Annotated in this window: 27 protein-coding genes; 14 read left to right on the top strand and 13 right to left on the bottom strand. The window is 32.3% G+C overall.

The genetic code is table 11. The features are described 5' to 3' along the window. Positions 1 to 43: 43 nt before the first annotated feature. From AWE51_RS16410 to AWE51_RS16370, 10 genes are all read right to left on the bottom strand, one after another. Positions 44 to 1171, bottom strand: coding sequence for a Fic family protein (locus tag AWE51_RS16410; protein WP_066315480.1), 1128 nt, complete (start codon positions 1169 to 1171; stop codon positions 44 to 46). A gap of 99 nt (positions 1172 to 1270) precedes the next feature. Continuing rightward, positions 1271 to 2521 (bottom strand): tyrosine-type recombinase/integrase, encoded by a 1251-nt coding sequence (locus tag AWE51_RS16405; protein ID WP_198403840.1) that lies wholly within the window; start codon positions 2519 to 2521, stop codon positions 1271 to 1273. A gap of 339 nt (positions 2522 to 2860) precedes the next feature. Further along, on the bottom strand, positions 2861 to 2998 hold the full coding sequence (locus AWE51_RS26570) for a hypothetical protein (protein WP_157766135.1): 138 nt from the start codon (positions 2996 to 2998) through the stop codon (positions 2861 to 2863). Positions 2999 to 3078: 80 nt separating this feature from the next. Next, on the bottom strand, positions 3079 to 3354 hold the full coding sequence (locus AWE51_RS16400) for a DUF7660 family protein (protein WP_066315478.1): 276 nt from the start codon (positions 3352 to 3354) through the stop codon (positions 3079 to 3081). Further along, on the bottom strand, positions 3351 to 3893 hold the full coding sequence (locus tag AWE51_RS16395; protein ID WP_066315476.1) for a 3'-5' exonuclease: 543 nt from the start codon (positions 3891 to 3893) through the stop codon (positions 3351 to 3353). The genes AWE51_RS16400 and AWE51_RS16395 overlap by 4 nt, the downstream gene beginning before the upstream one ends. Positions 3894 to 3920: 27 nt before the next feature. Beyond that, entirely contained in the window at positions 3921 to 4610 is a 690-nt protein-coding gene (locus AWE51_RS16390; RefSeq protein ID WP_066315474.1) for a DUF6304 family protein, read from the bottom strand. A 7-nt stretch (positions 4611 to 4617) separates the two neighbouring features. Continuing rightward, entirely contained in the window at positions 4618 to 5187 is a 570-nt protein-coding gene (locus AWE51_RS16385; RefSeq protein WP_066315472.1) for a hypothetical protein, read from the bottom strand. Positions 5188 to 5496: 309 nt separating this feature from the next. Next, positions 5497 to 6585, bottom strand: coding sequence for a magnesium/cobalt transporter CorA (gene corA, locus AWE51_RS16380; protein WP_066315468.1), 1089 nt, complete (start codon positions 6583 to 6585; stop codon positions 5497 to 5499). Positions 6586 to 7205: 620 nt separating this feature from the next. Then, positions 7206 to 8126: a M28 family peptidase gene (locus AWE51_RS16375; RefSeq protein WP_082832479.1), complete on the bottom strand. Its 921-nt coding sequence runs from the start codon at positions 8124 to 8126 to the stop codon at positions 7206 to 7208. A 95-nt stretch (positions 8127 to 8221) separates the two neighbouring features. After that, entirely contained in the window at positions 8222 to 8899 is a 678-nt protein-coding gene (locus tag AWE51_RS16370) for a hypothetical protein (protein ID WP_066315466.1), read from the bottom strand. A gap of 201 nt (positions 8900 to 9100) precedes the next feature. Between AWE51_RS16370 and AWE51_RS16365 the strand changes: the two genes are divergently transcribed. Then, entirely contained in the window at positions 9101 to 10291 is a 1191-nt protein-coding gene (locus AWE51_RS16365; protein WP_066315463.1) for a DUF5009 domain-containing protein, read from the top strand. 21 nt (positions 10292 to 10312) lie between these two features. Here the strand turns inward: AWE51_RS16365 and AWE51_RS16360 are convergent, their stop codons facing one another. Beyond that, positions 10313 to 10651 carry a hypothetical protein gene (locus tag AWE51_RS16360; RefSeq protein ID WP_066315461.1) on the bottom strand — a complete coding sequence of 113 codons (339 nt, stop codon included), beginning with the start codon at positions 10649 to 10651 and terminating at the stop codon, positions 10313 to 10315. Between the two features lie 476 nt (positions 10652 to 11127). On the opposite strand from AWE51_RS16360, the gene AWE51_RS26565 reads away from it, so the two are divergent. Both AWE51_RS26565 and AWE51_RS16350 read left to right on the top strand, forming a co-directional pair. Beyond that, positions 11128 to 11283, top strand: coding sequence for a hypothetical protein (locus AWE51_RS26565; RefSeq protein ID WP_157766134.1), 156 nt, complete (start codon positions 11128 to 11130; stop codon positions 11281 to 11283). Between the two features lie 72 nt (positions 11284 to 11355). Next, on the top strand, positions 11356 to 11982 hold the full coding sequence (locus tag AWE51_RS16350; RefSeq protein ID WP_066315456.1) for a hypothetical protein: 627 nt from the start codon (positions 11356 to 11358) through the stop codon (positions 11980 to 11982). 12 nt (positions 11983 to 11994) lie between these two features. Here the strand turns inward: AWE51_RS16350 and AWE51_RS16345 are convergent, their stop codons facing one another. Then, entirely contained in the window at positions 11995 to 12717 is a 723-nt protein-coding gene (locus AWE51_RS16345) for a hypothetical protein (protein WP_066315454.1), read from the bottom strand. 8 nt (positions 12718 to 12725) lie between these two features. Further along, a complete protein-coding gene (locus AWE51_RS16340; protein WP_066315453.1) occupies positions 12726 to 13316 on the bottom strand; it encodes a riboflavin synthase in 591 nt (196 codons plus the stop codon). A 77-nt stretch (positions 13317 to 13393) separates the two neighbouring features. On the opposite strand from AWE51_RS16340, the gene pdxA reads away from it, so the two are divergent. From pdxA to AWE51_RS16285, 11 genes are all read left to right on the top strand, one after another. Next, complete coding sequence (gene pdxA / locus AWE51_RS16335) at positions 13394 to 14461, top strand: 4-hydroxythreonine-4-phosphate dehydrogenase PdxA (RefSeq protein ID WP_066315452.1); 1068 nt, start codon at positions 13394 to 13396, stop codon at positions 14459 to 14461. Between the two features lie 167 nt (positions 14462 to 14628). Continuing rightward, complete coding sequence (locus AWE51_RS16330; RefSeq protein ID WP_066315450.1) at positions 14629 to 15168, top strand: YceD family protein; 540 nt, start codon at positions 14629 to 14631, stop codon at positions 15166 to 15168. Between the two features lie 10 nt (positions 15169 to 15178). After that, a complete protein-coding gene (rpmF, locus tag AWE51_RS16325) occupies positions 15179 to 15376 on the top strand; it encodes a 50S ribosomal protein L32 (protein ID WP_025743674.1) in 198 nt (65 codons plus the stop codon). 274 nt (positions 15377 to 15650) lie between these two features. Continuing rightward, a complete protein-coding gene (locus AWE51_RS16320) occupies positions 15651 to 16646 on the top strand; it encodes a beta-ketoacyl-ACP synthase III (RefSeq protein WP_066315447.1) in 996 nt (331 codons plus the stop codon). A 30-nt stretch (positions 16647 to 16676) separates the two neighbouring features. Next, positions 16677 to 17171, top strand: a complete 495-nt coding sequence (gene accB, locus AWE51_RS16315) for an acetyl-CoA carboxylase biotin carboxyl carrier protein (RefSeq protein ID WP_066315444.1) — start codon at positions 16677 to 16679, stop codon at positions 17169 to 17171. 91 nt (positions 17172 to 17262) lie between these two features. Beyond that, positions 17263 to 18612, top strand: coding sequence for an acetyl-CoA carboxylase biotin carboxylase subunit (gene accC, locus AWE51_RS16310; RefSeq protein ID WP_066315442.1), 1350 nt, complete (start codon positions 17263 to 17265; stop codon positions 18610 to 18612). Between the two features lie 49 nt (positions 18613 to 18661). Further along, complete coding sequence (locus tag AWE51_RS16305) at positions 18662 to 19774, top strand: NAD(P)/FAD-dependent oxidoreductase (RefSeq protein ID WP_066315440.1); 1113 nt, start codon at positions 18662 to 18664, stop codon at positions 19772 to 19774. Positions 19775 to 19865: 91 nt separating this feature from the next. Further along, the gene (gene mtgA / locus AWE51_RS16300; protein WP_066315438.1) at positions 19866 to 20537 is read left to right on the top strand and encodes a monofunctional biosynthetic peptidoglycan transglycosylase; all 672 of its coding nucleotides are present in this window, start codon (positions 19866 to 19868) and stop codon (positions 20535 to 20537) included. Positions 20538 to 20558: 21 nt separating this feature from the next. Further along, a complete protein-coding gene (locus AWE51_RS16295) occupies positions 20559 to 21146 on the top strand; it encodes a GNAT family N-acetyltransferase (RefSeq protein WP_066315435.1) in 588 nt (195 codons plus the stop codon). Beyond that, positions 21146 to 21601, top strand: a complete 456-nt coding sequence (locus tag AWE51_RS16290) for a 3-oxoacyl-ACP synthase (protein WP_066315432.1) — start codon at positions 21146 to 21148, stop codon at positions 21599 to 21601. The genes AWE51_RS16295 and AWE51_RS16290 overlap by 1 nt, the downstream gene beginning before the upstream one ends. 176 nt (positions 21602 to 21777) lie before the next feature. Beyond that, positions 21778 to 23988 carry an Ig-like domain-containing protein gene (locus tag AWE51_RS16285; RefSeq protein WP_066315430.1) on the top strand — a complete coding sequence of 737 codons (2211 nt, stop codon included), beginning with the start codon at positions 21778 to 21780 and terminating at the stop codon, positions 23986 to 23988. Positions 23989 to 24001: the final 13 nt, after the last annotated feature.

Genomic DNA, 24001 nt, shown 5'->3' with positions numbered 1-24001 from the left:
CGTGCATTATATCGTGAAAATTATTTTGATAGCTCACTCTTATTTATATATTTCGCTTGATGTTTAGAAAATAACGAGTACTTTTTAAACTTCCTGTTTTAGTAAAAACACCTTGCCTTACTAAATATACTAAATCCCTTGTTGCTGTTGAAGAGGATGTCTTGGCAATTCGAACATAATTTTCTGCACTTAATCCACCAAGAAAACCTTCGTGCCCTGCTTTAAAAAGCCTTTGTATTACTCTAAGTTGTCTCTCGTTTAACAGACTATTATAACTATCAAAAAATTTGGTTTTCTCTATCAGAAAATCTAATTGTTTCAAAGTGTTTTCTTGCGCCTGTAAAATAGTTTTTCCAAAATACTCCAACCACCCCGTAATATCTAAGGTTGTATTATACATCTCTAATGCGTTATAGTACTCCTTTTTAGCACTTTCGATAGTTTGTGAAAGCGAAATAAGAGCAGGTTTTCTTGTACTAAGGGTAATAGATTTTTCGGCAATAGCTCGACCAATTCGTCCATTTCCATCCTCAAAAGGGTGAATACATACAAAATATAAATGAGCCATACCTGCCTTTGCTATAGACAGTAGTTCTTGTTTTTGTTCAAAATGATTGTTATGAAACCATCTTATAAACTGCTCCATTTCTTTTAGCATTTGGTTAGACGGTGGAGCTTCAAAATGCACATTTGGATTATCTAACCTTCCTGATACTACCTGCATAGGTTCTTTGTGTGTACGATATTTTCCTATGTCTACTAGATCACGTCTGCCATTAGTAAGCATTCTATGCCATTCAAAAAGTTGCGTATGCGTAAGTGGTTTATCGAAGTGAAGGTATAAATCCACCATCATTTCTGAAATACCGTATTCTGCAGGTGGTATTTTTCGTTTATCTGTAATTAACCCTAAGTTTTGCTTAATAGAAGATTGTACACTATCCCGATCTAAATATTCTCCTTCAATTTCTGAGGTCTTCAAAGCTTCATTACTTAATATATCTACTAGAAAATCTTCCTTTTCTGACTCTTTTACATGTTTTAAAATTCCCAAAACTGTTCCTGTGTTTTGAGAAAACTGCAATTCTAATCCTCTTAATGCTTCTTCATCATAGGTAAAATGTGGCCACAAATCATGTTTCCAATTCCATTTTTTATATAGTTGAGCCATAAAATTATTATTTATAGCTCAAATATATTCGAATATTGAGCTATAAACAAATTTCTTTAGCTCAATACTTTAAATATGTATCAAATTTCAATAAGCTTTTCAATCAAAATCCATCAAATTCTCTGCAAACTCTTTTTTGGTATCGTCATCAAAACCAGCAAAATAAGATTGCGTGGTAGCCATATCTTTATGACCTAGACTTTCTTGCATAAACTCCATAGTAGCACCTTTTTGAACAGATAAGGTTGCAAAACTGTGTCTAGCCCAATAGGTAGATATTGCACCAGGTAGTTCATTAGCTTCGCATAGTTTTTTAAGATGTTGATTAATATAGCGCGTAAAATTCTTGATTTTTACCTGCTGTCTTTCCGGTGTTTCATTACCTTCCAAAATAGCAAAAACATAATTGTTCGGAAGCTTTTCTATATTACCATAGGTATTTATAATCCGTTTGATATAATTATTAAGATAAACAGTTATAGGCTTCAAGTCTGTTTTTGAAGTGAATAATGTTTTTGCCCTGTAAAACACAATCTTGTTATCAGTTAAATCTTTATATTTTAATTGAGCAATATCTTTCATATTCATCCCATTACAATTATAGGATAGAAACCAAAAGTCTTTAGCTTTTTGTTGTTCTTTGTTAGTAGGTTTGGCTTGAAATAACTTTTTCATTTGCTCTTTATTCAATGCTTTTTTGACTTTTTTTGAAGTTGGTATCTGATATTTTCGTTTCCCAAAAGGGTACAATTCTTTCTCTATTTCTCCGTCATCAATTGCTTTATTAAAAATTGCCCTTAAAGGCCTTAGGTATATCCCTACCGTCGTTAAAGATCTCCCCTTATTCTGCATATATTGTTCAAAATCTTGTAACCATTCTTTATTAATATCTAAGAGCGTTAAATTATCATAGTTTTGACTTTTAGATTCCATAAATTTCTTGAATGCATTCTCACTACATTGATAAGAATCTGCTGTCGAGATACGATCATACTTTTTATACTCGGATATTTTTTCTTTATAATGATAGCTTACTTTGACTCCGTCATCAACTTTTCGGTAAAGTTTCTTTTCAAATTGTGTAAAAGAAAATGGAATAATTTGACTAGCAACTTCATTGGCTTTATTTTCGACAGCTTGTAGCTTTAACCGTGTCTCTTTATGCTCTTTTCTGGTTCTTGTTGTTAACCAAATACTTTCAAATTCTTTTTCGGTAAAATCAAACGCAGTAGGATATAGTTTTTGTTTTCTGGGGTTAGGTGTAAAAACCCGAAGCCTTATCGGATACTTTCCATTAGATTTTGGTCTTCTCTTATCAAGATATATAGAGATCGAATATGTTATCATCATGATCAGATTCTTTGTGCATACAATGTGCATACGATTTGCATACAAAACTACAAAATGTGCATACAGAATAACAAATTAAATCAAAACAAAAAACCATCAACTTCTTTATTTACAACACTTAACAAGGTTTTTAATGAGAAAATCAAATTGCAAAAAACTGACTCATAATCAGGGGGTCCTTGGTTCGAGCCCAAGTGGGACCACCTTTAAAACCAAAGAGTTACGATTGAAATATATCGTAACTCTTTTTTGTTTTTAGCAATTTGCACACTTTTTTATAGTTTGATATGGATTTATAGTTAGACTCTTAGATAAATTCAAAGGATTTGTAATTCAGATTTAATTGTGTACGCCAAGTGGATTCTGAACATTGTTCCTATCTCTTGGGAGATCCGTACCTCCTTTTACTTTAAATTTTAAATTGTTATTTAGTTTATTAAGATTAGATAGTTTTTTTAAAGTTTTTATTTTTTTCATATCTAAATAATTTTATTGCTTTATTAAATTTTTAATTTCTTATTCTTTTTCTCAATTTATAAGATTCTAGTTTTGGGTATTTATTCATAAAACTTCCCTGCATATAACAACAAAGCAAAGTTTTTCCAACTTGGTTCTTCTGTGATGTATTGACTATCTTCTCCAAAGGCTTCAAGTGAATCTAGAAAGTGAGGAATCGAATTATTTTCCCAACCGTTTGCTCCAGAATCATATGGTGAAGAAGGATTTTTCTTTTCCTTCTCATCTTCATCTATTTTATCTTCTTTAAGTGCTTTTACAAAAGCAAAGAATGTTTCTTTTGAAACCACTTTGTCTAATAAATCGTCTAAATTCATTTTACATTCCATTTACCAAAATGAGCTTTGAATATTTTGGCAATATTTCTGGCATCATCAATTCCTCTATGATGTGTTCCCTCCAAGGTGAGTTTTTCTTTTTTTAAGGCACCGCCCATTCCAATTGGTTTGTTTAGGTTCTTGATTTCTGCATATTGATGTTTTACACTAATATGGTTTTTTAACCATTCTGTGTTTAATTGGTGTAACTCATCGTCTTTTTGAAATTGTTTTTTGTCGTAAAACCCCCAACTGCATAAAACATAGGGCTCATTGAGGTTTATCCAACCTTTAAAACGATCAATTACATTTTCGTAAGTATCTGCGGCATCAATTTCTTCTTGTGTTATTGTAGTTAACTCTTTACAAAAGTCTGATAGAACGGGATTGTGTTTGGGTTTGATAAATTCGCAAAACTCACTTAAGGATTTACCTTGTTCATTTATTTTTATCGCTCCAATCTCAATGATTTCGTTTTGTTTTTGTATGTTTCGATCTTTCCAGCAGGTTGCTTCAAGATCTAGTATTATATAGTTCATTTATTTAATTATTTTTAGACACCTGCTTTATCCTCGGTATCCCGTATTTCCTTGTCGTACTTCAAATTCTTCACAAAGAAAAATCTCTTGCACTACTTTATCTTCTCTCTCTAAGTCTAAGTATGCTTCTTTGCTTTTAACTTCATTATACTCTTTTTTCTGATTTTTAAAACATAGCATGGTACCAAAGATATCCTGTCCATAAACACTATAATCAGAGAATTGGCATCCGAAACAATTTTTGAATCTATAGAAGCCCTTAAACTGATGCAATAAATTATTGGCAAGATGTTCAAAATCCATTCCTTTTGCTTTATAGATTTTGCTATCTAATTCTATGCTCATTTGTAGATCAATTTTGTCTAAGCTACCATTTTTTAAAGACTTACCTAACTCAAGGCTTACAACTAATTCTCGTTCTATTATTTTCTGATTTTTTATACTTAGTATTGATATCGGTATAAAAAAAGTAAACTCGCAATTGCATAAATCATAGCAATACCCTCCATTTAGATAAGGAATCTTATTAAACGTAAAACGTTGGAGCTGATCTTTTGAATAATTTTGATAATTTTCTAATTCAAAATCAAAAGTGTTACTCTTAAATTTAAGATTCCCTAACTGAAAAGATAAAGTTTCAAAATCATTGACTACCTCTATCTTCTCTTCTCCAAATCTATCCTTATATATCGCCTTGTAGGTAACTATTTTTTGCATTACATTTTTAGGTTTCTTTCTTCTTAAATATTAATAAATCACTACTGGTTGCTATTATAAAGTAATTTCCATTGCTAGAAAACCCATAGGTTTTTAAGGTATCAGATGAATAAATTCTAAAACATTTATTTCCATCTTTCTCAGCATAAATTGATGACCACTTTGGCTGAAAAATAATATCAATTTTGGGCCAATCTAATGCCATTATTTCTATACTATCTCCATTTGAATTTCCTAATGGCAAACCACCACCGTGTAATCCTGAGATTCTAATCTTTTCCTCTTTTAATTCTCCTATCCCATAACAGGTCAGATTAGAATAGTCAATCTCAAAATCAGTAGTGTTATCTCGTTCATTTTTTTTCAAACTACTACAATCAAATAACCCTCTGCCATTTCCTGAAATCACTAATAGTACATCTGGATTCAGTTCAGAGAAGCCTATTTCTGTTAATCCACTTACAGCAAAATGTTCAAATTTCCATTCATCTGGACAACTTTGAACTTTTACTTTGTCAAGTAGCTGTCTCAGTCGTTTTCTGTTTTCCTGTTCAATATCTTTCCGGAAAAAATTCATGTCTCTATTTATTCATAAAAATCCCATTTAACGGATTTGATCATAAACAAAAATAAGTGCTATTAGTTTCATTTTCTGGAACTGATTATTTTTTTCAAAAAAATTCTAGTACTCATTAAAATAATCGTACTTCATTCTTAAATTTTTCCAACACTCTACTATTAAACCTATTTTCATAACTAGTTAGTCATTGTTCAACAAGTATTTTTAAAATGAATAATGATCGTTTTATATATTCTTAATATAGACTTAAGAGTACATTATATAAAACAACTACTTTTACTAGAACTGATTTAATTAAAAATTATATTATAACCATTTCTTCTTTCTGAAGAAAATCAAAAGACTTACAAATAACATAATCATGATGCCCCATAAGACGAGATAGCTGTATTTCCATTTTAGCTCAGGCATATTTTCAAAATTCATTCCGTACACCCCTACGATAAACGTAAGTGGTATAAATATGGTAGATATAATAGTCAACACCTTCATTATACCATTCATTTTATTACTAATAGTAGTCATATACATATCCATAAGTCCCCATATCATTTCGCGGTATACATCTATATTTTCATGAATATGGATAATGTGGTCATATAAATCTCTGTAATAATCGGTATTTTTTTCTTGAATGAGTCCCGTTTCTGATTTTACAACCCTGCCAATAACCTCTCTAAGTGGTAAAATACTTCTTCGAATACGTAGTATTTCTCGTTTTAAAGATTGGATATCTTGTGTAATCGTATCCCCCGCTTTTTCATTAAAAAGTTGTTCTTCTAATAGTTCTACTTTATCTCCTAAATTATCAATGACCACAAAATAATTATCGAAAATCGCATCTAACAAAGAGTATGCTAGATAATCTGCTCCTGATCCTCGAATGCGGCTTTTGGGATTGGTAATACGTGCACGTACTGGATCAAAAATATCTTCATCAGATTCTTGAAAAGTAATCACATAATCTTTACCCAAAACGATAGATATATGTTCTACAATAAACTCATGATTCTTATTAAAGTACATCATTTTGAGCACCAAAAAAAGATACGTATCGTATTCGTCAATCTTTGGTCTTTGATCGGTGTTTACAATATCCTCTAGCAAAAGAGGGTGCAAACCGTGGTGTTCACCTATTTGGGTGATTTCGTTGGTATGGCTTAATCCATTAACATTAATCCAGGTAGTACGATCGTTACCTTTAAATGTAAATATATCTTCTACCCGATCTGTTTCTGAAACGTGATATACCTCTTTGGTATAATCCTGAATTTCAATTTTGGTAGGCAAATGCTCTTTTTCACCAATATATACTACCGTACCTGGTGCTTTTCCCAAGCTTTGAGAAGATTTAGGTCTTCTATTTTTTTTTGGAGCTGATTTGCTTTTTTTCATATCGTCCTAATGTAGTTGTTTAAATGTACTAAAAGATATTTTTTAATATGACAATATTTGCGCATTAAAACTACCTGCTTAAGCATGCAATTATAATACAAAAAATGACAGTCTCAACATCTCATTGGTAAGTACATATCTAATCGTGTACTTTCTTAGATGATCACAAGTGTAACAACGTTCAAAACTTACTAAATACAACTCTTTTGAATTTTTTAACACCATAAGGGGTAGGTGCTAAAGAGAATAATGCGTTTTATATAAAAAAGTAATGATGATGTTTTTAAAGAAATTTTTTAAGGTATACCTAAAATCCGCTATTGTATTTGTTAGAGAACTCCCAAACGCAGCTTCTCAATCTATACATAGGTAATCATAGGTTTAAAATGCACTATAAGACTTTTGATATAGACTTAAGTATTATTGGAATACGTCACACCGCTTGAGTTTATATCTTAGTCTTATTGTAATTAATAAAAACAATCAGAAGTCTACTCTGTACTGCGATTCTAATAATCGGTTACAAAAACACTTAGTCTACCTCCTGATCTTTCTGGAGTACCTAAGTTTTAACGTATACAGATGTTCATCTACCATTAAAAGCAATACTAAATGCGTCATTATATTTTTAGTAATGTCAAAAGGACTCCATCTATAACTTTAGCCATTTTATCAAAATCCAGTGTTTCCATTTTATCCGAATTTCTATGATAATTCTTATTTCTTAAAAAAGCTGTATCGGTAACCATTAAAGCATCATAGCCTAATTTCCAATAGTTAAGATGATCCGACAATTCAACACTTTCTAATGACATCGGATTATCAAATATTGTCGTTTTTATTGTCTTATTACTTTTAAATATCGAACAGAAATCTCTGGCAAACTTTTGTTTATTTGACTTATTTACTAGGGTTATATAATCTCCTTTATTTCCGTAAATCGAGGATAAAGAAGCGACTGGGTAATGTTGAGAATTTGGTACATCACTAAAATATCCTATCATTTCAAGACTAATCATACCGTAAACATCAATATTAGCGTCATGTAAAGATTTTGCATGAATAAAACTACCCATCTTGTTTGTTCTAAAATACGGAGGTTCTTCTAGCGTATAAGCCACTAAGTCGATTCTGTAATTCGTTTTTTTACCTTGTAGTAAGCGTGATAATTCGATTAAGCCCACAACTCCGCTAGCATTATCATCTGCTCCTTCCTGATTACCACAAACATCATAATGCGCCCCGATAACAATTCTTTTCTTATGCTCTAAACCAAAAGAACAAATAACATTTTTATATTTTTTATTTTCAACACTATACTCCTGAAATGATACCTCATCTGAGTATTTCGAGAATTCAGTTTTAATATAATCTGCGATTTTATTTAATTGCTCAATGTTAGTATGATTTCTATATACTTTGGACTTTGTGATTTTCGTTAAATGTTCTTTTATCATTGAAACATCACTTGAAGATTGCCCAATACTTAAACTTGAAATTAAAATAAAGACTAATAGGCTAGTTTTCTTGATACGATTCATAATTGTTTTTTGATATTTTTAACTATCTGCCTTAGCAATACGAAGTACTACTCTTTACAAACATAAAACTAAACAGGCCAAGGCAAGAAACAAATTTACAATGAAGCCTTTCCTTCTTTCGTATTAAGGTTTGAAAAATTAATCAAGATATGTGTCCAATTATCTTTTCCAAATGGAGGGTTTTTTACAGCCGCTAATTGTTTATTAAATATAGGATTTTCATTATCTGGACCCTGTGGATTTGGATTCCAAACCTCTCTATCTCCAATTACTCCCAATCTAAAATCTCTTGGGTTTTCTTTGGTAAAATCTACCCATATTGCAGCATCATTATAACTTACATCGGTTATCTGAATAGGATCACAGTATCCCGGTTCTAAATCCGTGGCAGGATCAAGTTTTAGCCAAAAAGAAACAGCACCACTCCAATTTGATATACTATATGCTATGTTTTTTTCACTAGGATAATAGATATTTCCTCGACTTCTCTCTGTAAATAAAAGTGCATCTCCATAACGTCCTTTTTCTTTTGCAATACTAATATCGTGTTTATGCAATCCTATTTGAGCAGAATCTCGAGCTTTTCTAGAAGGCACCGTATATAAATTCTTATCTCCCAGTGCAAAATCAGCAGACACTCCTTTGTCAAAAGAAGCATATAAAGTAAGTGCTGATTTTAGATCGGCATTAGTCGTATCTGTTTTACAAGAAGTTAGCAATAAAAAGGGGAGTACCCCGATATACATAAGTTGCTTAATCTGTGTCGTTTTCATGATGATTGTGTTTTAATTTTAAAGGTATGTAATTAATAACGAATTGCAATTTATTAGCATCAAATACCCCACAAAGAATGACGTAATTGCAATAAAAAACCAAAAAATTGCACTTTGTTTATGCTATTATGTTGTTTGGCGAATTTTATGGTATCAACTTACAAAATTTAAGTAATTTTAAAAACAGCAACGCATCTTTTTATGACCATTAAAGAAGACTTATTTACAGGGCGAATTACTTCGATTGATGTATTTAGAGGAATTACCATATTTGCAATGATTTTTGTGAATGAACTTTCTGGAGTTCAGCATATCCCTTTATGGATGAAGCATGCACTTTCACATGAAGATAAAATGACATTTGTTGACTTAGTGTTTCCTGCTTTTTTATTTATTGTTGGTATGTCTATCCCTTTTGCCATTAATACCAGATTAAAAAAACAAGATAATCCTATAGCTATATGGAAACATACACTAAAAAGAACTATAGCATTGCTTGTTATGGGGCTATATATGGTAAATACATCATACGGTTATGACGCATCAAAAATGATTATACCTATAGCTTTATGGGGGTTTTTAGCATACAGTCTACCCATTCCTATATGGAATAACTACCCTTCTAACTTCTCTAAAACTTTAAAATGGAGTTTACAATATACCTCAATACTCATTCTAATACTCATGTATTTTGTTTATATCCAAGATTCTGGTGCTAGGGGGATGACGGTAAAATGGTGGGGAATTCTAGGTTTAATCGGTTGGGCGTATTTGATTACCTTTTTAGCCTATTGGGCAGGCAACGGTAATAAAACGCTAATGATAGCTTTTCTTGGATTCTTTCTGGCAATTACCATATTAAATGCTGCTGGTTGGAGTGAAAAAACAGGATTTACATGGCTTGGCACTGTAGCTGGACATTTTGCACATGCCTCTATTGTGATATCTGGTGTCATTATTTCCCTATTTTTCTTTGAAAAACAATCACACCCAAAAATTCATCGTAATATTATTATTTTCATTCTCCTGGTTTTTGCATTAGGATACCTATTGCGCCCCTATTATGAAGTATCTAAGATTAGAGCTACGCCTTCATGGTGTTTATATTCTGTTGGGTTTTGTGTTCTTATTTATTATTTTATCTATTGGTTAATCGAAATCAAAAAAGTAGTACGTTGGTCAAATTTTATTATACCAGCAGCATCAAATCCTTTACTTATTTACATACTTCCGGGTATCATTATCTACTTTAATTTAACATTCAATATTAAGATTATACCTGATTACTTTAGTTACGGATTACCAGGAATATGCTGGTCATTACTATTTTCATTAATCATGCTCTTTATTGTAAAACTTTTTAACAAAGCACATATTCAACTAAAGCTTTAATAATTGGACAAATACATTAAATCATGATAACTTAATATCTTCTTTAAAAAGCATATGAATATACTCTGCGTGTATTTCTGCATTATGTTTACTTTCTAAACAATGAAAAAGTAAATGAATAAGACCATAGTCTCCTAAACTATCTCTATACTCATGTTTCTCTTTATTTTTGACCCATAGAATAAAACTACATAAATGACCTATTTCTCCCAATTTTTGTGGGTTTTTTAAGCATTTTTTAAACTCTTTTAAGGGCATACGGGCATATTCGTTATATTTTCTTTTACAAAAATTATAATCAAAAGTGTGCTTATACGATTTAAGCTTTCGGTTTTGTATTTCATAGTTCATACCACTCATAACATAAAATCATTTGCATTAGGTATTTATCTTTTCATAGTCATACGATTTAGGTTACTAGTAATTTTACAAAACGCATGCCACGACTTTAAAATAATACCTTAATAATAAGTGAAAAAAGTCTTAAAATTCTAATCTGTGATTGATTCAGGATGTTGGAATAATTCCAAAACAAAGATACAAAATTTGGAATGATTCCAATAGCTTTGTTAAGATATAAATTAATGTTTTTTTCAACACTTAGTGCATTAACCTCATATTCAGCCTTACCTCTCTTATTTTACAACCTGATGATTAACAAATAATTAACTCTATATTTTTATTGGCATTGTTAATAAAACCTGATAAGTTTATTTTTAAAAACGCCATATGACATTTACATTTACTTGAGTATTTGTTGTATTCTGGTATGTTTTTTGGGGAAAGAACAACTAGAATTAAAAATTGGGAAAACAAGTCAAATTAAATTACGAATTATGCGATACAAAGTCATTGATGGAAAAAGTCAGTATTTTGGTAAAGTATTGGATTTTGAATCCTGCTCTAATTTGAATGATCTAGGAGGGGTGCTTTTAAAAATTGGAAGAGATAAAGTCTCTCTTTTTAAGTTTAATGAAGTAGAGCTAATTTAATTAGTTTTATTTCTTCTTAAAATTAAGAGTCAAATATCTATTAAATAAGGTAGTCATTGTCATATATAATAAATGGCACAAAAAATATACATCCTTATTATTTTACTAACCTGCACTACACTTAGCTGCCAGGACAAGACGCCTATAGATAATATTAAGACCATTCCTAAAACTACAGAAAAAGACAATCAATACAAAAATGTCTTTAGTATACTTGATGGTACTTGGAAAGGGCAATTTCTGATTTTTGAGGATCACAAACGACTATCAAAGGACAAAATAGATCTGAAAAATATTTCTTTATCTAATCTAAAGAAAGAAGGACTAAACCAAATCAATAGCATTGATGTAAAACAGGTATACACTTCTACAACAGCACTCTTTCAAACAGTTGTTATTACAGACTTTTATCCAGATACAGGTCAAAAAATTACAAGTAAAGGAGTTAATAAAATTCAAGATGGTCAAATGTGGTGTGTGGTCAGAAAACCTGATGAAACAGTAATCCATCAAGGAAGTACTCAAGGAAGCAATACAATCATATGGCAAAGGGATGAAAAAAAGCCACAAAAAATTGAGTATTTCAAAGAAACAGTATCTAAAAATTTTTACGAAATAATAGGTTGGGGATATTATGATAGTGATGACACTACACTCACACCAAAATTATGGTTTTATGCTAAGTACGAGCGTCAATAATTATCTATTTGATTACTTTGTAGTGATAACCACATCATCTATCCATACATTTCTTGTACCTCCACCTGTTTGATAATCTACCCAACCCATCAGCACATTTTCAAACACAGGAAAAATCCATTTATTATTTACCTCATCAAAAGCACAGCCTTCTCCGTAGTCTTTTACAGTAATCGCCTCTACTATTGTACCATCTAACCATAATTTCATGGTATTACGATCTCCATCAAACATCCATTTTAGCGTAAACCATTTTTTTTCTGGAATTTTTATCTGAGAATGCTTCCAGCAATCACTTTTTAAGCCTTGTGTATCATAATTAGCCATTAAATGTTTTTGATGCTGTCCCCCATACCTAATTTCAGCAGAAAAATTTTGACCCCGAACCTTCCCAGAACTCTGCAACATTGTCCAATGTACACCATTAGGCGAAGCTTCTTCAACATACATCTTCATAGTCCCAAAATAGCAATTTTTTGCTATTGGAAAGATATGATCTAATCCTATAAAAGCTCTATTTTTATACCCTTCACCGCTAATAAAATGTACTGATTTATTTCCACTAAATGACTTCAACGTATCAATAACAACAGTACCTGCTCCACTTTTTTTCCAAGGCTTATTCGGGATATTGCCCAGAGTATGCCCTTCAAAATTATCTTCAAAAAGAATCGTGTCCTTAGCACAAGAACATACAACAAATACGGATATTATGATTAAAATACAGCTTTTCATCTACACTATTATAACCCTAACTGTGTTATCCTTTGTACATATTTACCTATGACATCAAACTCTAGGTTTACAATCGTACCGGTTTCAAAAGTATTAAAATTGGTGTGCTCATATGTAAACGGGATAATAGCAACACTAAATTCGTTCTTTTTAGAGTTAACTACCGTCAAACTTACTCCGTTAACAGTAACAGATCCCTTTTCTATAGTGATATTACTTAAACTCGGGTCGTAACTAAATGTATAATACCAGCTGCCATCGGCCTCAGAAATAGCAATACACTTTGCTACTTGGTCTACATGCCCTTGTACAATATGACCATCTAATCGATCTCCAACCTTCATACCTCTTTCTAGGTTTACTATAGCACCTTCTTTAAGTGTGTTTAAGTTCGTCTTATCTAGTGTTTCTTTAATAGCAGTTACTGTATAGGTATCATCCTGAATAGAAACTACAGTTAGACAAACTCCATTATGCGAAACACTTTGATCTATCTTTACCTCAGAGGCAAGAGCAGCTCGTACCGTAATATCAAGATTTTCTTGATCTGCATGCAGTGATACTATCGTTCCTAATTCTTCGATGATTCCTGTGAACATAAATGCAAATTATTTAGTTAAATTTGTGACCTTGAAGTTTGAGGTCTGATTTTTAGATTTCAAAAATACTCATAAAAATGAAGAAAGAACAGAAAATAAGATTAGGGATTTCTATTGGAGATCTTAATGGTATTGGAAGCGAAGTAGTCCTCAAAACTTTTGAAGATTCGCGAATGCTAGATTTTTGCACACCCGTAATTTTTGCTTCGGTAAAAATCCTTTCTTTCCTGAAAAAGCATTATAAAATCAATACTAATCTTCATGGTATTGACAAAACATCTCAAATTTTAGATGGCAAGATTAATGTTTTAAATGTTTGGAAAGAAGCTGTCGATATCAACTTTGGCGCAGAAGATGAAAAAGTAGGAGGTTATGCCATAAAATCTCTAAAAGCCGCAACAAGAGCATTAAAAGAAAACCAGATCGATGTTTTAGTGACAGCCCCAATAAATAAGCACAGCATACAATCTGAAGAATTTAAATTCCCAGGACATACCGATTACTTAGACCAACAATTAGAGGGCAATAGTTTAATGTTTATGATTACAGATGATCTAAAAGTGGGTTTATTAACCGATCATGTAGCTGTAAAAGATATTGCAGACACTATCACCCCACAATTAATAGAACAAAAAATAAACACTATTCATACTGCACTTAAACAAGATTTTGGAATCTCAAAACCAAAAATAGCAGTGTTAGGAATTAATCCCCATAGTGGAGATAACGGTGTTATTGGCAAGGAGGATGAAGAAGTATTAAAACCTACTATCCAAAAAATCAATGAATCAGGAAAATTAGTATATGGCCCATATGCAGCTGATAGTTTTTTTGGATCAAGTAATTATAAAACATTTGATGCAATAGTCGCTTCTTATCATGATCAAGGACTCATTCCGTTTAAAACGTTATCCTTTGGTAAGGGAGTAAATTATACCGCCGGACTAAACAAAGTAAGAACTTCTCCAGATCATGGGACAGCTTTTGAAATTGCCGGAAAAAACAAGGCTGATCATGGATCTTTTGAAGAAGCGGTTTTTTCTGCTCTAAAAATATATAAACGAAGAAATGAATATGCTGAGATCACTAAAAATCCGTTAAAAAAACAACCTAGAAAGCCACAAAATAAAGCACCGAGAGACTAGGATTTTACCATCGATAAAGTGTTAAAATCTGATACTGTGATCCGTAAACATGATTATACACTAACAATCTGATATAATTTTGTTTACAAAAATGCTTTCATAACGATTTTTTATTATCTTTGCACCCGCCTTTACCAAATTGGTAGGCACTTGAAACTGATGATGACATGATACAACTTAAAGAGTATACTATTCCTTTTGTTGGGCTAAAGCAAGGTTTACACCAGTTTGAGTATCAGATTGACAATACGTTCTTTGAGCATTTTGAGTATGACGAATTTAATGCAGCTGCAGTAAAGACTGAATTAGAGTTCAATAAGAAAACGACTATGTTTGAACTTCAATTTAAAGCAACAGGTACTGTAAATGTAAATTGTGATCTTACGAATGAACCTTTTGATTTACCTATTGAGAATGAATTATTTCTTGTAGTTAAATTTGGAAATGAATATAATGATGAGAATGAAGAAATTCTTATACTTCCGCATGGAGAGTATGAAATAAACATTCAACAATATATTTATGAGCTAATTGTTTTAGCAATACCATCTAAAAGAGTTCATCCTGGCGTAGAAGATGGCACATTAAAATCTGATATACTTGAAAAGTTAGACGAATTAAGTCCAACAGAAAACACAATAGTAGAAGACCAAGAGGAAACAGATCCTCGATGGGATAAATTAAAAAACTTATTAAACGATAAATAATAGCTAAGCAATGGCACATCCTAAGAGAAAAATATCGAAAACGAGAAGAGATAAAAGAAGAACTCATTATAAAGCTACTGTACCACAAATCGCTACTGATCCAACTACTGGGGAAGCGCATTTATACCACAGAGCTCACTGGCACGAAGGTAAATTATACTACCGTGGTCAAATTGTAATCGACAATACAGAAGAAGAAGTAGCGTAAGTATACTGTTAAAGTTTCACGGAGAACTCTCACAAATGTGAGAGTTTTCTTGTTTTTAGTTGAATATGTGTCAAAATCAAGTTATTTTGCGCCATATTTGTGTATAATTTAGTAATTTCAATAACTTTTTGGGCATTTTTTGCACTATAGTCCTTGAAATGAGTTATTTAAGTTGATTAGCAATAATCAATTTATTTGCAGATCATGCAAAATAGCTTTGGGCAAATTCTATCAGATCATTAAAATAATGTGATGATGAAACTAAAACTAAGATATGAGTAAAATCACAGCCGCTATCACAGCTGTAGGCGCTTATGTGCCAGACTATGTGTTAACTAATGATATATTAGCTACAATGGTTGACACGAACGACGAATGGATTACCAGTCGTACAGGTATTAAAGAACGTAGAATACTAAAAGATAAAGACAAAGGAAGTTCTTTTTTGGGTATTAAAGCGGCAGAAGACTTAATTGCTAAGAAAAATCTAGATCCAAAAGAGATAGATATGGTAATTTTTGCCACCGCTACTCCAGATCTTCCCGTTGCTGCAACAGCAGCCTATACCGCTTCACAAATTGGAGCTGTAAATGCTTTTTCTTATGATTTACAAGCCGCTTGTTCCAGTTTTTTATATGGAATGTCTACCGCAGCTAGTTACATCGAATCTGGCAGGTATAAAAAAATTCTTTTAATAGGAGCAGATAAAATGTCTTCTATAATAGACTATACCGATCGCACAACTTGTATTATTTTTGGCGATGGTGGCGGTGCTGCCTTATTCGAACCCAACGACGAAGGTTTAGGGTTACAGGATGAATATTTACGTACAGATGGTATCGGAAGAGAGTTTCTAAAAATAGAAGCCGGTGGATCTATATTGCCTCCAACTGAAGAAACCGTTGCTAAAAGACTTCATTTTGTAAAACAAGACGGAAAAACGGTATTTAAATACGCTGTCTCTAATATGGCAGATGCCAGTTCAAAAATTTTAGAACGTAATAATTTAACTGGAGCAGATGTAAACTGGCTTGTAGCACATCAAGCTAACAAGCGTATTATCGATGCAACAGCAAATAGAATGGGATTAGATCAGGAAAAAGTTCTGATGAATATCCAAAGATACGGCAATACAACATCGGCTACACTGCCCTTACTATTGCACGACTACGAAAAACAACTCAAAAAAGGAGATAATATCGTATTTGCCTCATTTGGTGGAGGCTTTACTTGGGGGTCTGTATATCTTAAATGGGCCTACAATTCCTAAACAACTATAACACACAATACCCACAACATTATGGATTTAAAAGAAATTCAGAATTTAATTAAATTCGTTGCCAAATCAGGAGCTAGCGAAGTAAAGTTAGAAATGGATGACATTAAAATCACCATTAAGACTGCGTCAGAAGACGGTAAAGAGACAACATTTGTTCAACAGATTCCTGTTGGCAATACAGTTGCTAGTCAAGTAGCACCTGTTCCTGCGGCACCTGTTCCTGCAGCTCCAACTCCGGTAGCTACAGAAACTAGTTCAGACGAAGACAATTCAAAATACATAACTATAAAATCTCCTATTATAGGTACATTATACAGAAAACCATCTCCGGACAAACCAACTTTTGTAGAAGTTGGTGACTCTATAAAAGAAGGTGATGTGCTTTGTATTATAGAAGCAATGAAGCTTTTCAACGAAATTGAGAGCGAAGTTTCTGGTAAAATCGTAAAAGTATTAGTAGACGATTCTTCTCCGGTAGAGTTTGATCAACCACTTTTCTTAGTAGATCCATCATAACCCAATTCTAAAATTCCAACACAAAATTCACAAAATCCATTTCATATGGGATTTGGAGCTTGGAATTTGAGATTTTTAAATTTTAAAAGTTATGTTTAAAAAAATTCTAATTGCAAATAGAGGTGAGATTGCGATGCGAGTAATCAGAACCTGCAAAGAAATGGGGATCAAATCGGTTGCAGTATATTCTACAGCAGATGCAGAAAGTTTACATGTGCGTTTTGCAGATGAAGCAGTTTGTATCGGACCCGCACCTAGTAGCGAATCTTATCTTAAGATGTCAAATATTATAGCCGCTGCAGAAATTACCAATGCAGATGCTATACATCCAGGTTATGGTTTTCTTTCTGAAAATGCTAAGTTTTCTAAGATATGTGAAGAGCACGAAATAAAATTTATTGGTGCCAGTGCAGAAATGATTGATAGAATGGGAGATAAAGCTTCTGCTAAATCTACTATGATTGAAGCTGGTGTCCCTTGTGTACCAGGAAGCGAAGGTATTATTCCAGATTTTGAGACCTGTTTAAAAGTTGCTGAAGAAACCGGTTACCCAGTAATGCTTAAAGCTAGTGCTGGTGGTGGTGGAAAGGGTATGCGTGCCGTTTGGAAAGAAGAAGACCTTCAAAACGCTTGGGAATCTGCTAGACAAGAAAGTAAAGCTGCATTTGGTAACGATGATATGTATATGGAAAAACTCATCGAAGAACCACGTCATATCGAAATCCAAATAGTAGGTGATAGTAACGGTAGAGCATGCCACTTATCAGAAAGAGATTGTTCTGTACAACGAAGACACCAAAAACTAACCGAAGAGACTCCTTCGCCATTCATGACTGATGAATTGCGAGAGAAAATGGGAGCTGCAGCCGTTAAAGCTGCAGAATACATAAAATATGAAGGTGCCGGTACAGTAGAATTTTTGGTAGACAAACACCGTAATTTCTACTTTATGGAAATGAATACTCGTATTCAGGTAGAGCACCCAATTACAGAACAAGTTGTAGATTACGATTTGATCAGAGAGCAGATTCTAGTAGCTGCTGGGGTACCAATTTCTGGCAAGAATTATATACCGCAGTTACATTCTATCGAGTGTAGAATCAATGCTGAGGATCCGTACAAAGACTTTAGACCTTCTCCAGGTAAGATTACCAATTTACATCTTCCAGGAGGTCATGGTGTGCGTATTGATACACATGTTTATAGTGGGTATACTATTCCACCAAATTACGATTCTATGATCGCTAAGTTGATTACCACTGCGCAAACACGTGAAGAAGCAATCAACAAAATGAAAAGAGCTTTAGATGAATTTGTAGTCGAAGGAATAAAAACTACAGTTCCTTTCCATAGACAATTAATGGATCATCCAGATTATGTTTCTGGAAATTACACCACTAAATTTATGGAAGATTTTGAAATGAAAGATCCAGAAGACTAACATAAAAAAAACCTCTAATTAGAGGTTTTTTTATTCTCTTATATTAAAAATGAATTTTAGCTATTGGGAATATAAATCGTGGTTAACGGCTGTAGATTTTACTATTATAGGCAGTGGCATTGTTGGTCTTACCAGCGCATTAAGGTTACGAGAAAAGTTTCCTAAATCAAAAATTCTTATCCTTGAGCGCGGTATGCTCCCAAATGGTGCTAGTACTAAAAATGCTGGATTTGCCTGTTTTGGAAGTTTATCGGAAATCCTTGACGATCTAAATTCACACACAGAACAAGAAGTTTTACAACTCATTCAAAAAAGAGTTAATGGTCTTGATATTTTACGAAAAACCTTAGGAGATCAAGCCATAGGATACAAGCACTATAAGGGATATGAATTATTTACCAAAAATGATAAAATCTTATACCAAGAATGTATTTCTAAAAAAGAGTATATAAATACACTATTAAAATCCATTTTTAAAGACAATGTATTTACTTCTCAAGAAAACTCTTTTCGTTTTAAAAATATCCAACCTCAGTATATTGTAAATCAGCTCGAAGGACAAATTGATACCGGAAAGATGATGAGGCAACTTCTTTATAAAGTACAATCATGTGGCATCCATATCTTAAACAATTGTCATGTTACAGAAATAAATGATCTTAACACCTCTACAGAAATAAAAACAGATCAATTTACGTTTTATAGTAAGAAAGTATTAATTGCTACAAATGGTTTTGCTTCTTTATTGGGAGTTGATAATGTAAAACCTGCTCGTGCTCAAGTTTTAATTACAAAACCAATTAAAAACTTGCATATTAAAGGCACATTTCATTTAGAAAAAGGGTACTATTACTTTAGAAATATTGATGATAGAGTTCTTTTGGGAGGAGGCCGAAATCTAGATTTTAAAACAGAAGAAACTACAGAACTTGCTCAAACCTTTGTGGTTCAAGATAAACTAAAAGAGCTTTTGCATGATGTTATTTTACCAGACACTACTTTTGAAATTGATTATTCCTGGAGTGGCATAATGGGAGTAGGGTCTCAAAAAAAATCTATTGTAAAACAACTATCAAATAATGTGTTTTGCGGAGTTCGATTAGGAGGAATGGGCGTTGCCATAGGAAGTATTATTGGCACAGAATTAGCAGATCTACTATAAATTAGTTTCTATTAACATAGTTATAAAATGAAATAAGTAAAATGATTTTTTGATCACTCTATTCAAACTGAATGACAATAAAAGTTAACAGATGAAAAAAATTATTCGCATTCTCTTAAAAAGCTTTGTGGCGTTCTTATTACTTAGCCCTGTTTGGGTATTAAGCTATCGGTGGATTGATGTTCCTGGAACACCATTAATGATCATTAGAAAATTACAAAAAAAACATACCATACAACATCGCTGGAAACCTTTATCTAAGATTTCAAAAAATTTGCAGTTAGCAGTAATTTGTAGTGAAGATCAACGATTTATTGAACATAATGGCTTTGATACAAAAGCTATTAAACGGGCAATTGCACAGCACAAAGCCGGAAAACGTTTACGAGGAGCTAGTACTATTTCACAACAAACAGCAAAAAATGTATTCTTATGGCCACAACGCAGTTGGGTTAGAAAAGGATTAGAAAGTTATTTTACATTTTTAATTGAAAAGTTATGGTCTAAAGAGCGTATTCTAGAAGTTTATCTAAATAGTATCGAAATGGGTAATGGTATTTATGGTGCAGAAGCAGCCGCAAAGTTTTGGTTTAACATCCCTGCAGAAAACCTTAATAAAGAACAAGCGGCAGCAATTGCTGCAATACTACCTAATCCTTTAAAGTATCTCGCAACCCCTGCATCGGATTATACCCAAAAAAGAAAAGAATGGATTTTTATACAGATGAATAATTATGGTACTTTAGTATTTAAAGATCATTAATCACAATGCGCAATTGGCTAAATGAAAAAAGCTTCTTTTAAGCATAAAGAAAAAGTAGTAGCTATTTTATCGGCTACATTTATAACCGAAACATTTCCAAATTCTATAAATTTTGTAGTAAAACAAGATCATAAAAGAGAAAAACGAATCCGTCGATTAATGAAATATCAAGTTAACATGGCACTCACTTTTGGAGATATATTTCTAAGTGATAATGAGAAAAGTTGTGTCTTATTCTTAGATTCTGAAAGAAAAAAAACGAATTTAAAGACACTTTTATGGGAAATAGAACTTGCCATCTGGTGTACTGGGTTTAGAAATGCTTTTAGGGTTTTGAAAAGAGAGAAAATTTTGGCTAAATACCATCCTAAACACCCTTTTTTACATTTGTGGATTATGGGTACTTCTCCTTCTTACAAAAATAAAGGTTTAGGCACTATATTATTAAACGAAGTACTTTATTTCTACGGATCATCAAAACCAATATATCTTGAGACTACTACAAAAAGTAATAGAGATTTTTATACTAAATTAGGTTTTAAAATATTTCATGAAACCCATATCCTAAATTACCCACTTTATTTTTTATTAAAGTCTAAAAATCAATAATGAGTAAACACAAAATTAAAGAAGCTTTACTTCATAAATGCCAAGAATACGTAGCACAAAGATTACAGCGTATCCAAGGAACTATACATGATATTCAAGAATCGCTTTCTTCAGAAACAAAAAGCACTGCAGGAGATAAACATGAAACTGGTCGTGCCATGCTACAACTTGAACGTGAAAAAGCCGGAGCGCAATTAGCTCAAGTACAAAAATTACAGCAAATAGTTGCAAAAATTGACTTAGCTGCCTCTACACATATACGACTAGGCAGTTTAATTATTACCTCTCAAGGGCAGTATTTTTTAAGTATTTCTATAGGCAAGGTAGAAATCGAGCAACTACCCTATTTTGTACTGGCAGCCAATTCTCCTATTGGTAAATTAATACTAGGTAAAACAGAAGGAGCGTATTTTAATTTTAACGGAAAAGAGATTTTAATAAAAAAAGTATATTAAAAATAAGTAGTGCTAGTTTTTTTAAATTAGTTCAACCATTAACATTGTATTTATAAGAATTATAAGGTCCGTACTCAACTTTATAAGAATTTTATGAATAAAAAAGAAGCATCTTGGATAACATTTTGCCTAACCATTACACATATATTAAACAACTTCTATTTAAGACACTAATCATGACCAACTACTCAAGCACTTTTGTATTTTTACTTACAATTATTTTGCTCACTTATTCCTGTGATAGTGAAGACACTAACCCTCTAGAATCAGACATAACCCCTCCAAGTATAGAGATTTCTTTTACTGGTTTCCCAAATACTAGTGAAGAAACTGCGATTGTTGTAAGTCAACAACTTGAAATAAAAATAGACGCTGAGGACGCTAATGGTATTGATAAGATTGAGGCTTTTATAGACAATCAAAAGATAAGTGAAGACACCACTCCACCATTTCTAATTACAATAGATATTTCTGGGTATTCTTCTAAAAGCTTAACTGGAAAATTTAAAGATTATACTTTAAAAATTTCGGCAACTGATAAAGCTGGAAATGTTTCCTCAAAAGAACAACTTATAAATATTGATAATGAAATACCTATGATAAGTGAAGTTTCGTTGCAAGAAGAAACAATTCTTAGTGGAAATACGAATGCAATTACGTTTAAAGCATTGGATAATGAAGGCATTGCAAGGGTCAATATATATGTCAATGATAATTTAATATCAGAAATTACTGAGGAAACCGAATTTGAGGTAAACTTGGATACATCAACCTTATCAGATGGAGAAAATAAGCTAAAGATTGAAGCAATTGATCTTGCCGAAAACAAAGCATTTTTTGAAGTGAATTTTATATCCGATAATAGTGGACCAGAAATTAATCTTGAAAGTATTACCAATGAAATGATAATTGATCAATCTCTTACCTTAAACCCTGAGATTACAGATCTATACTCTGACATTACCTCTGTTGAAATTAAGTTTAATGATGAGTCATTAATTGTAACAGATATAAGCGCCGAGATAAATTACAAATTTGATCCTGAAACCTTTGGAGTTGGAGAAGGAGCATTTACAATTATAGCGATTGATACTTTAGGAAATACAACCACTTTAGAAATACCTGTAAATATCTATCGAAGACTTATTACTATCAATATTCCAGAAAACAGATTAAATCCGGCTATTATTTTTCCTGTTGTTTTTATTTCTCGCATGGATGGTTCACTAGTAGTCTCTAAAGAAATTTTAAGAGACGATCGACAAATTATTTTAAATACTCCTGAAGAATTTGATGCCACTACAGAATTCATGTTGTCATTTTATTTACAAGATAATGGCAATGCTACAGGAATCTCTACACATCAAAACCTGACTAGAAACAACCCTAAAATACTTAATTTAGCCGAACCTATTCGACCAAGTGCTGAAAATGGTTTCAGCGTTCAAATACCAACAGTTAATTTCCTCTCTAATGATATTTTGATAGGACAAGGTGGTAAAGCGCAAGGGTCTTTAAGATCATTGAAAGATGCAGAATCTGGGTATACTAGTTTTTTGAATACTACTGAAAATTACTTAAATCTATCCACGTATACGACACCCCAAAATACCAATCAGTTTAATTCATTTTATGTATATGAACCAAATTCATACCAATACCTTGTTATTGACAAGCCAATAAGAGAAGATTACATACTGGATAAAGCAAATTTCAGTGATACTAATCTTGAATCTCGTGAACTTGTAGTAAACTCTACAAATACATTCTCAAATACTTCTTCATATTTAGGTGTTTATGGCACAATGTCACAAGAAGAAAATGATTTTAGTAATTATAATCAAATCTACCATTTTAATAGAGGAAGTGTTGTAGATAGCCCTATGCAGTATTACTTGAATAACTCATTCAGCTCCTATATACATACTTTTAGATTTGGCAATTATTTTACTGAACGTAAAGGAGCTCCCCTGAGCAATTATCAAATTCCGAATGTGACGTTCGACTACACATTTTCAAATAATCAAATCGACTTATCAGTACAAGGCAATGATCATGTCGTGGGTAGAGCGCAATGTATCGATATTGATGGTTCAACATTTGGTTGGTATGTAACATTTAATAGTAAAGACAATGATAAAATCATTATCCCAGAACTTCCAGATAGTATTATACATCCAGTAGCAACAGCACATACAAATGGCACCCTAACAGTAGAAAAAGTAGAATTAATATCATATCAGTCTATCCTTACTTATGATGATTATATTCAAAAAGTAATTAAAAACCAGACTAATATTTTGAAGGTAAGCGATTGGTACCAATTGATATATAGTTCTCGAACTGGAAACTTTAATGGACCGAGTAGAAGTTTTACTTTTCAATAAATCAGGATGCAAT

Source organism: Aquimarina aggregata (genome assembly GCF_001632745.1).
Classification (GTDB): Bacteria; Bacteroidota; Bacteroidia; order Flavobacteriales; family Flavobacteriaceae; genus Aquimarina; species Aquimarina aggregata.
The sequence above is the reverse complement of the archived record's forward strand: the minus strand, read 5'-3'. Positions and strand labels throughout refer to the sequence as shown.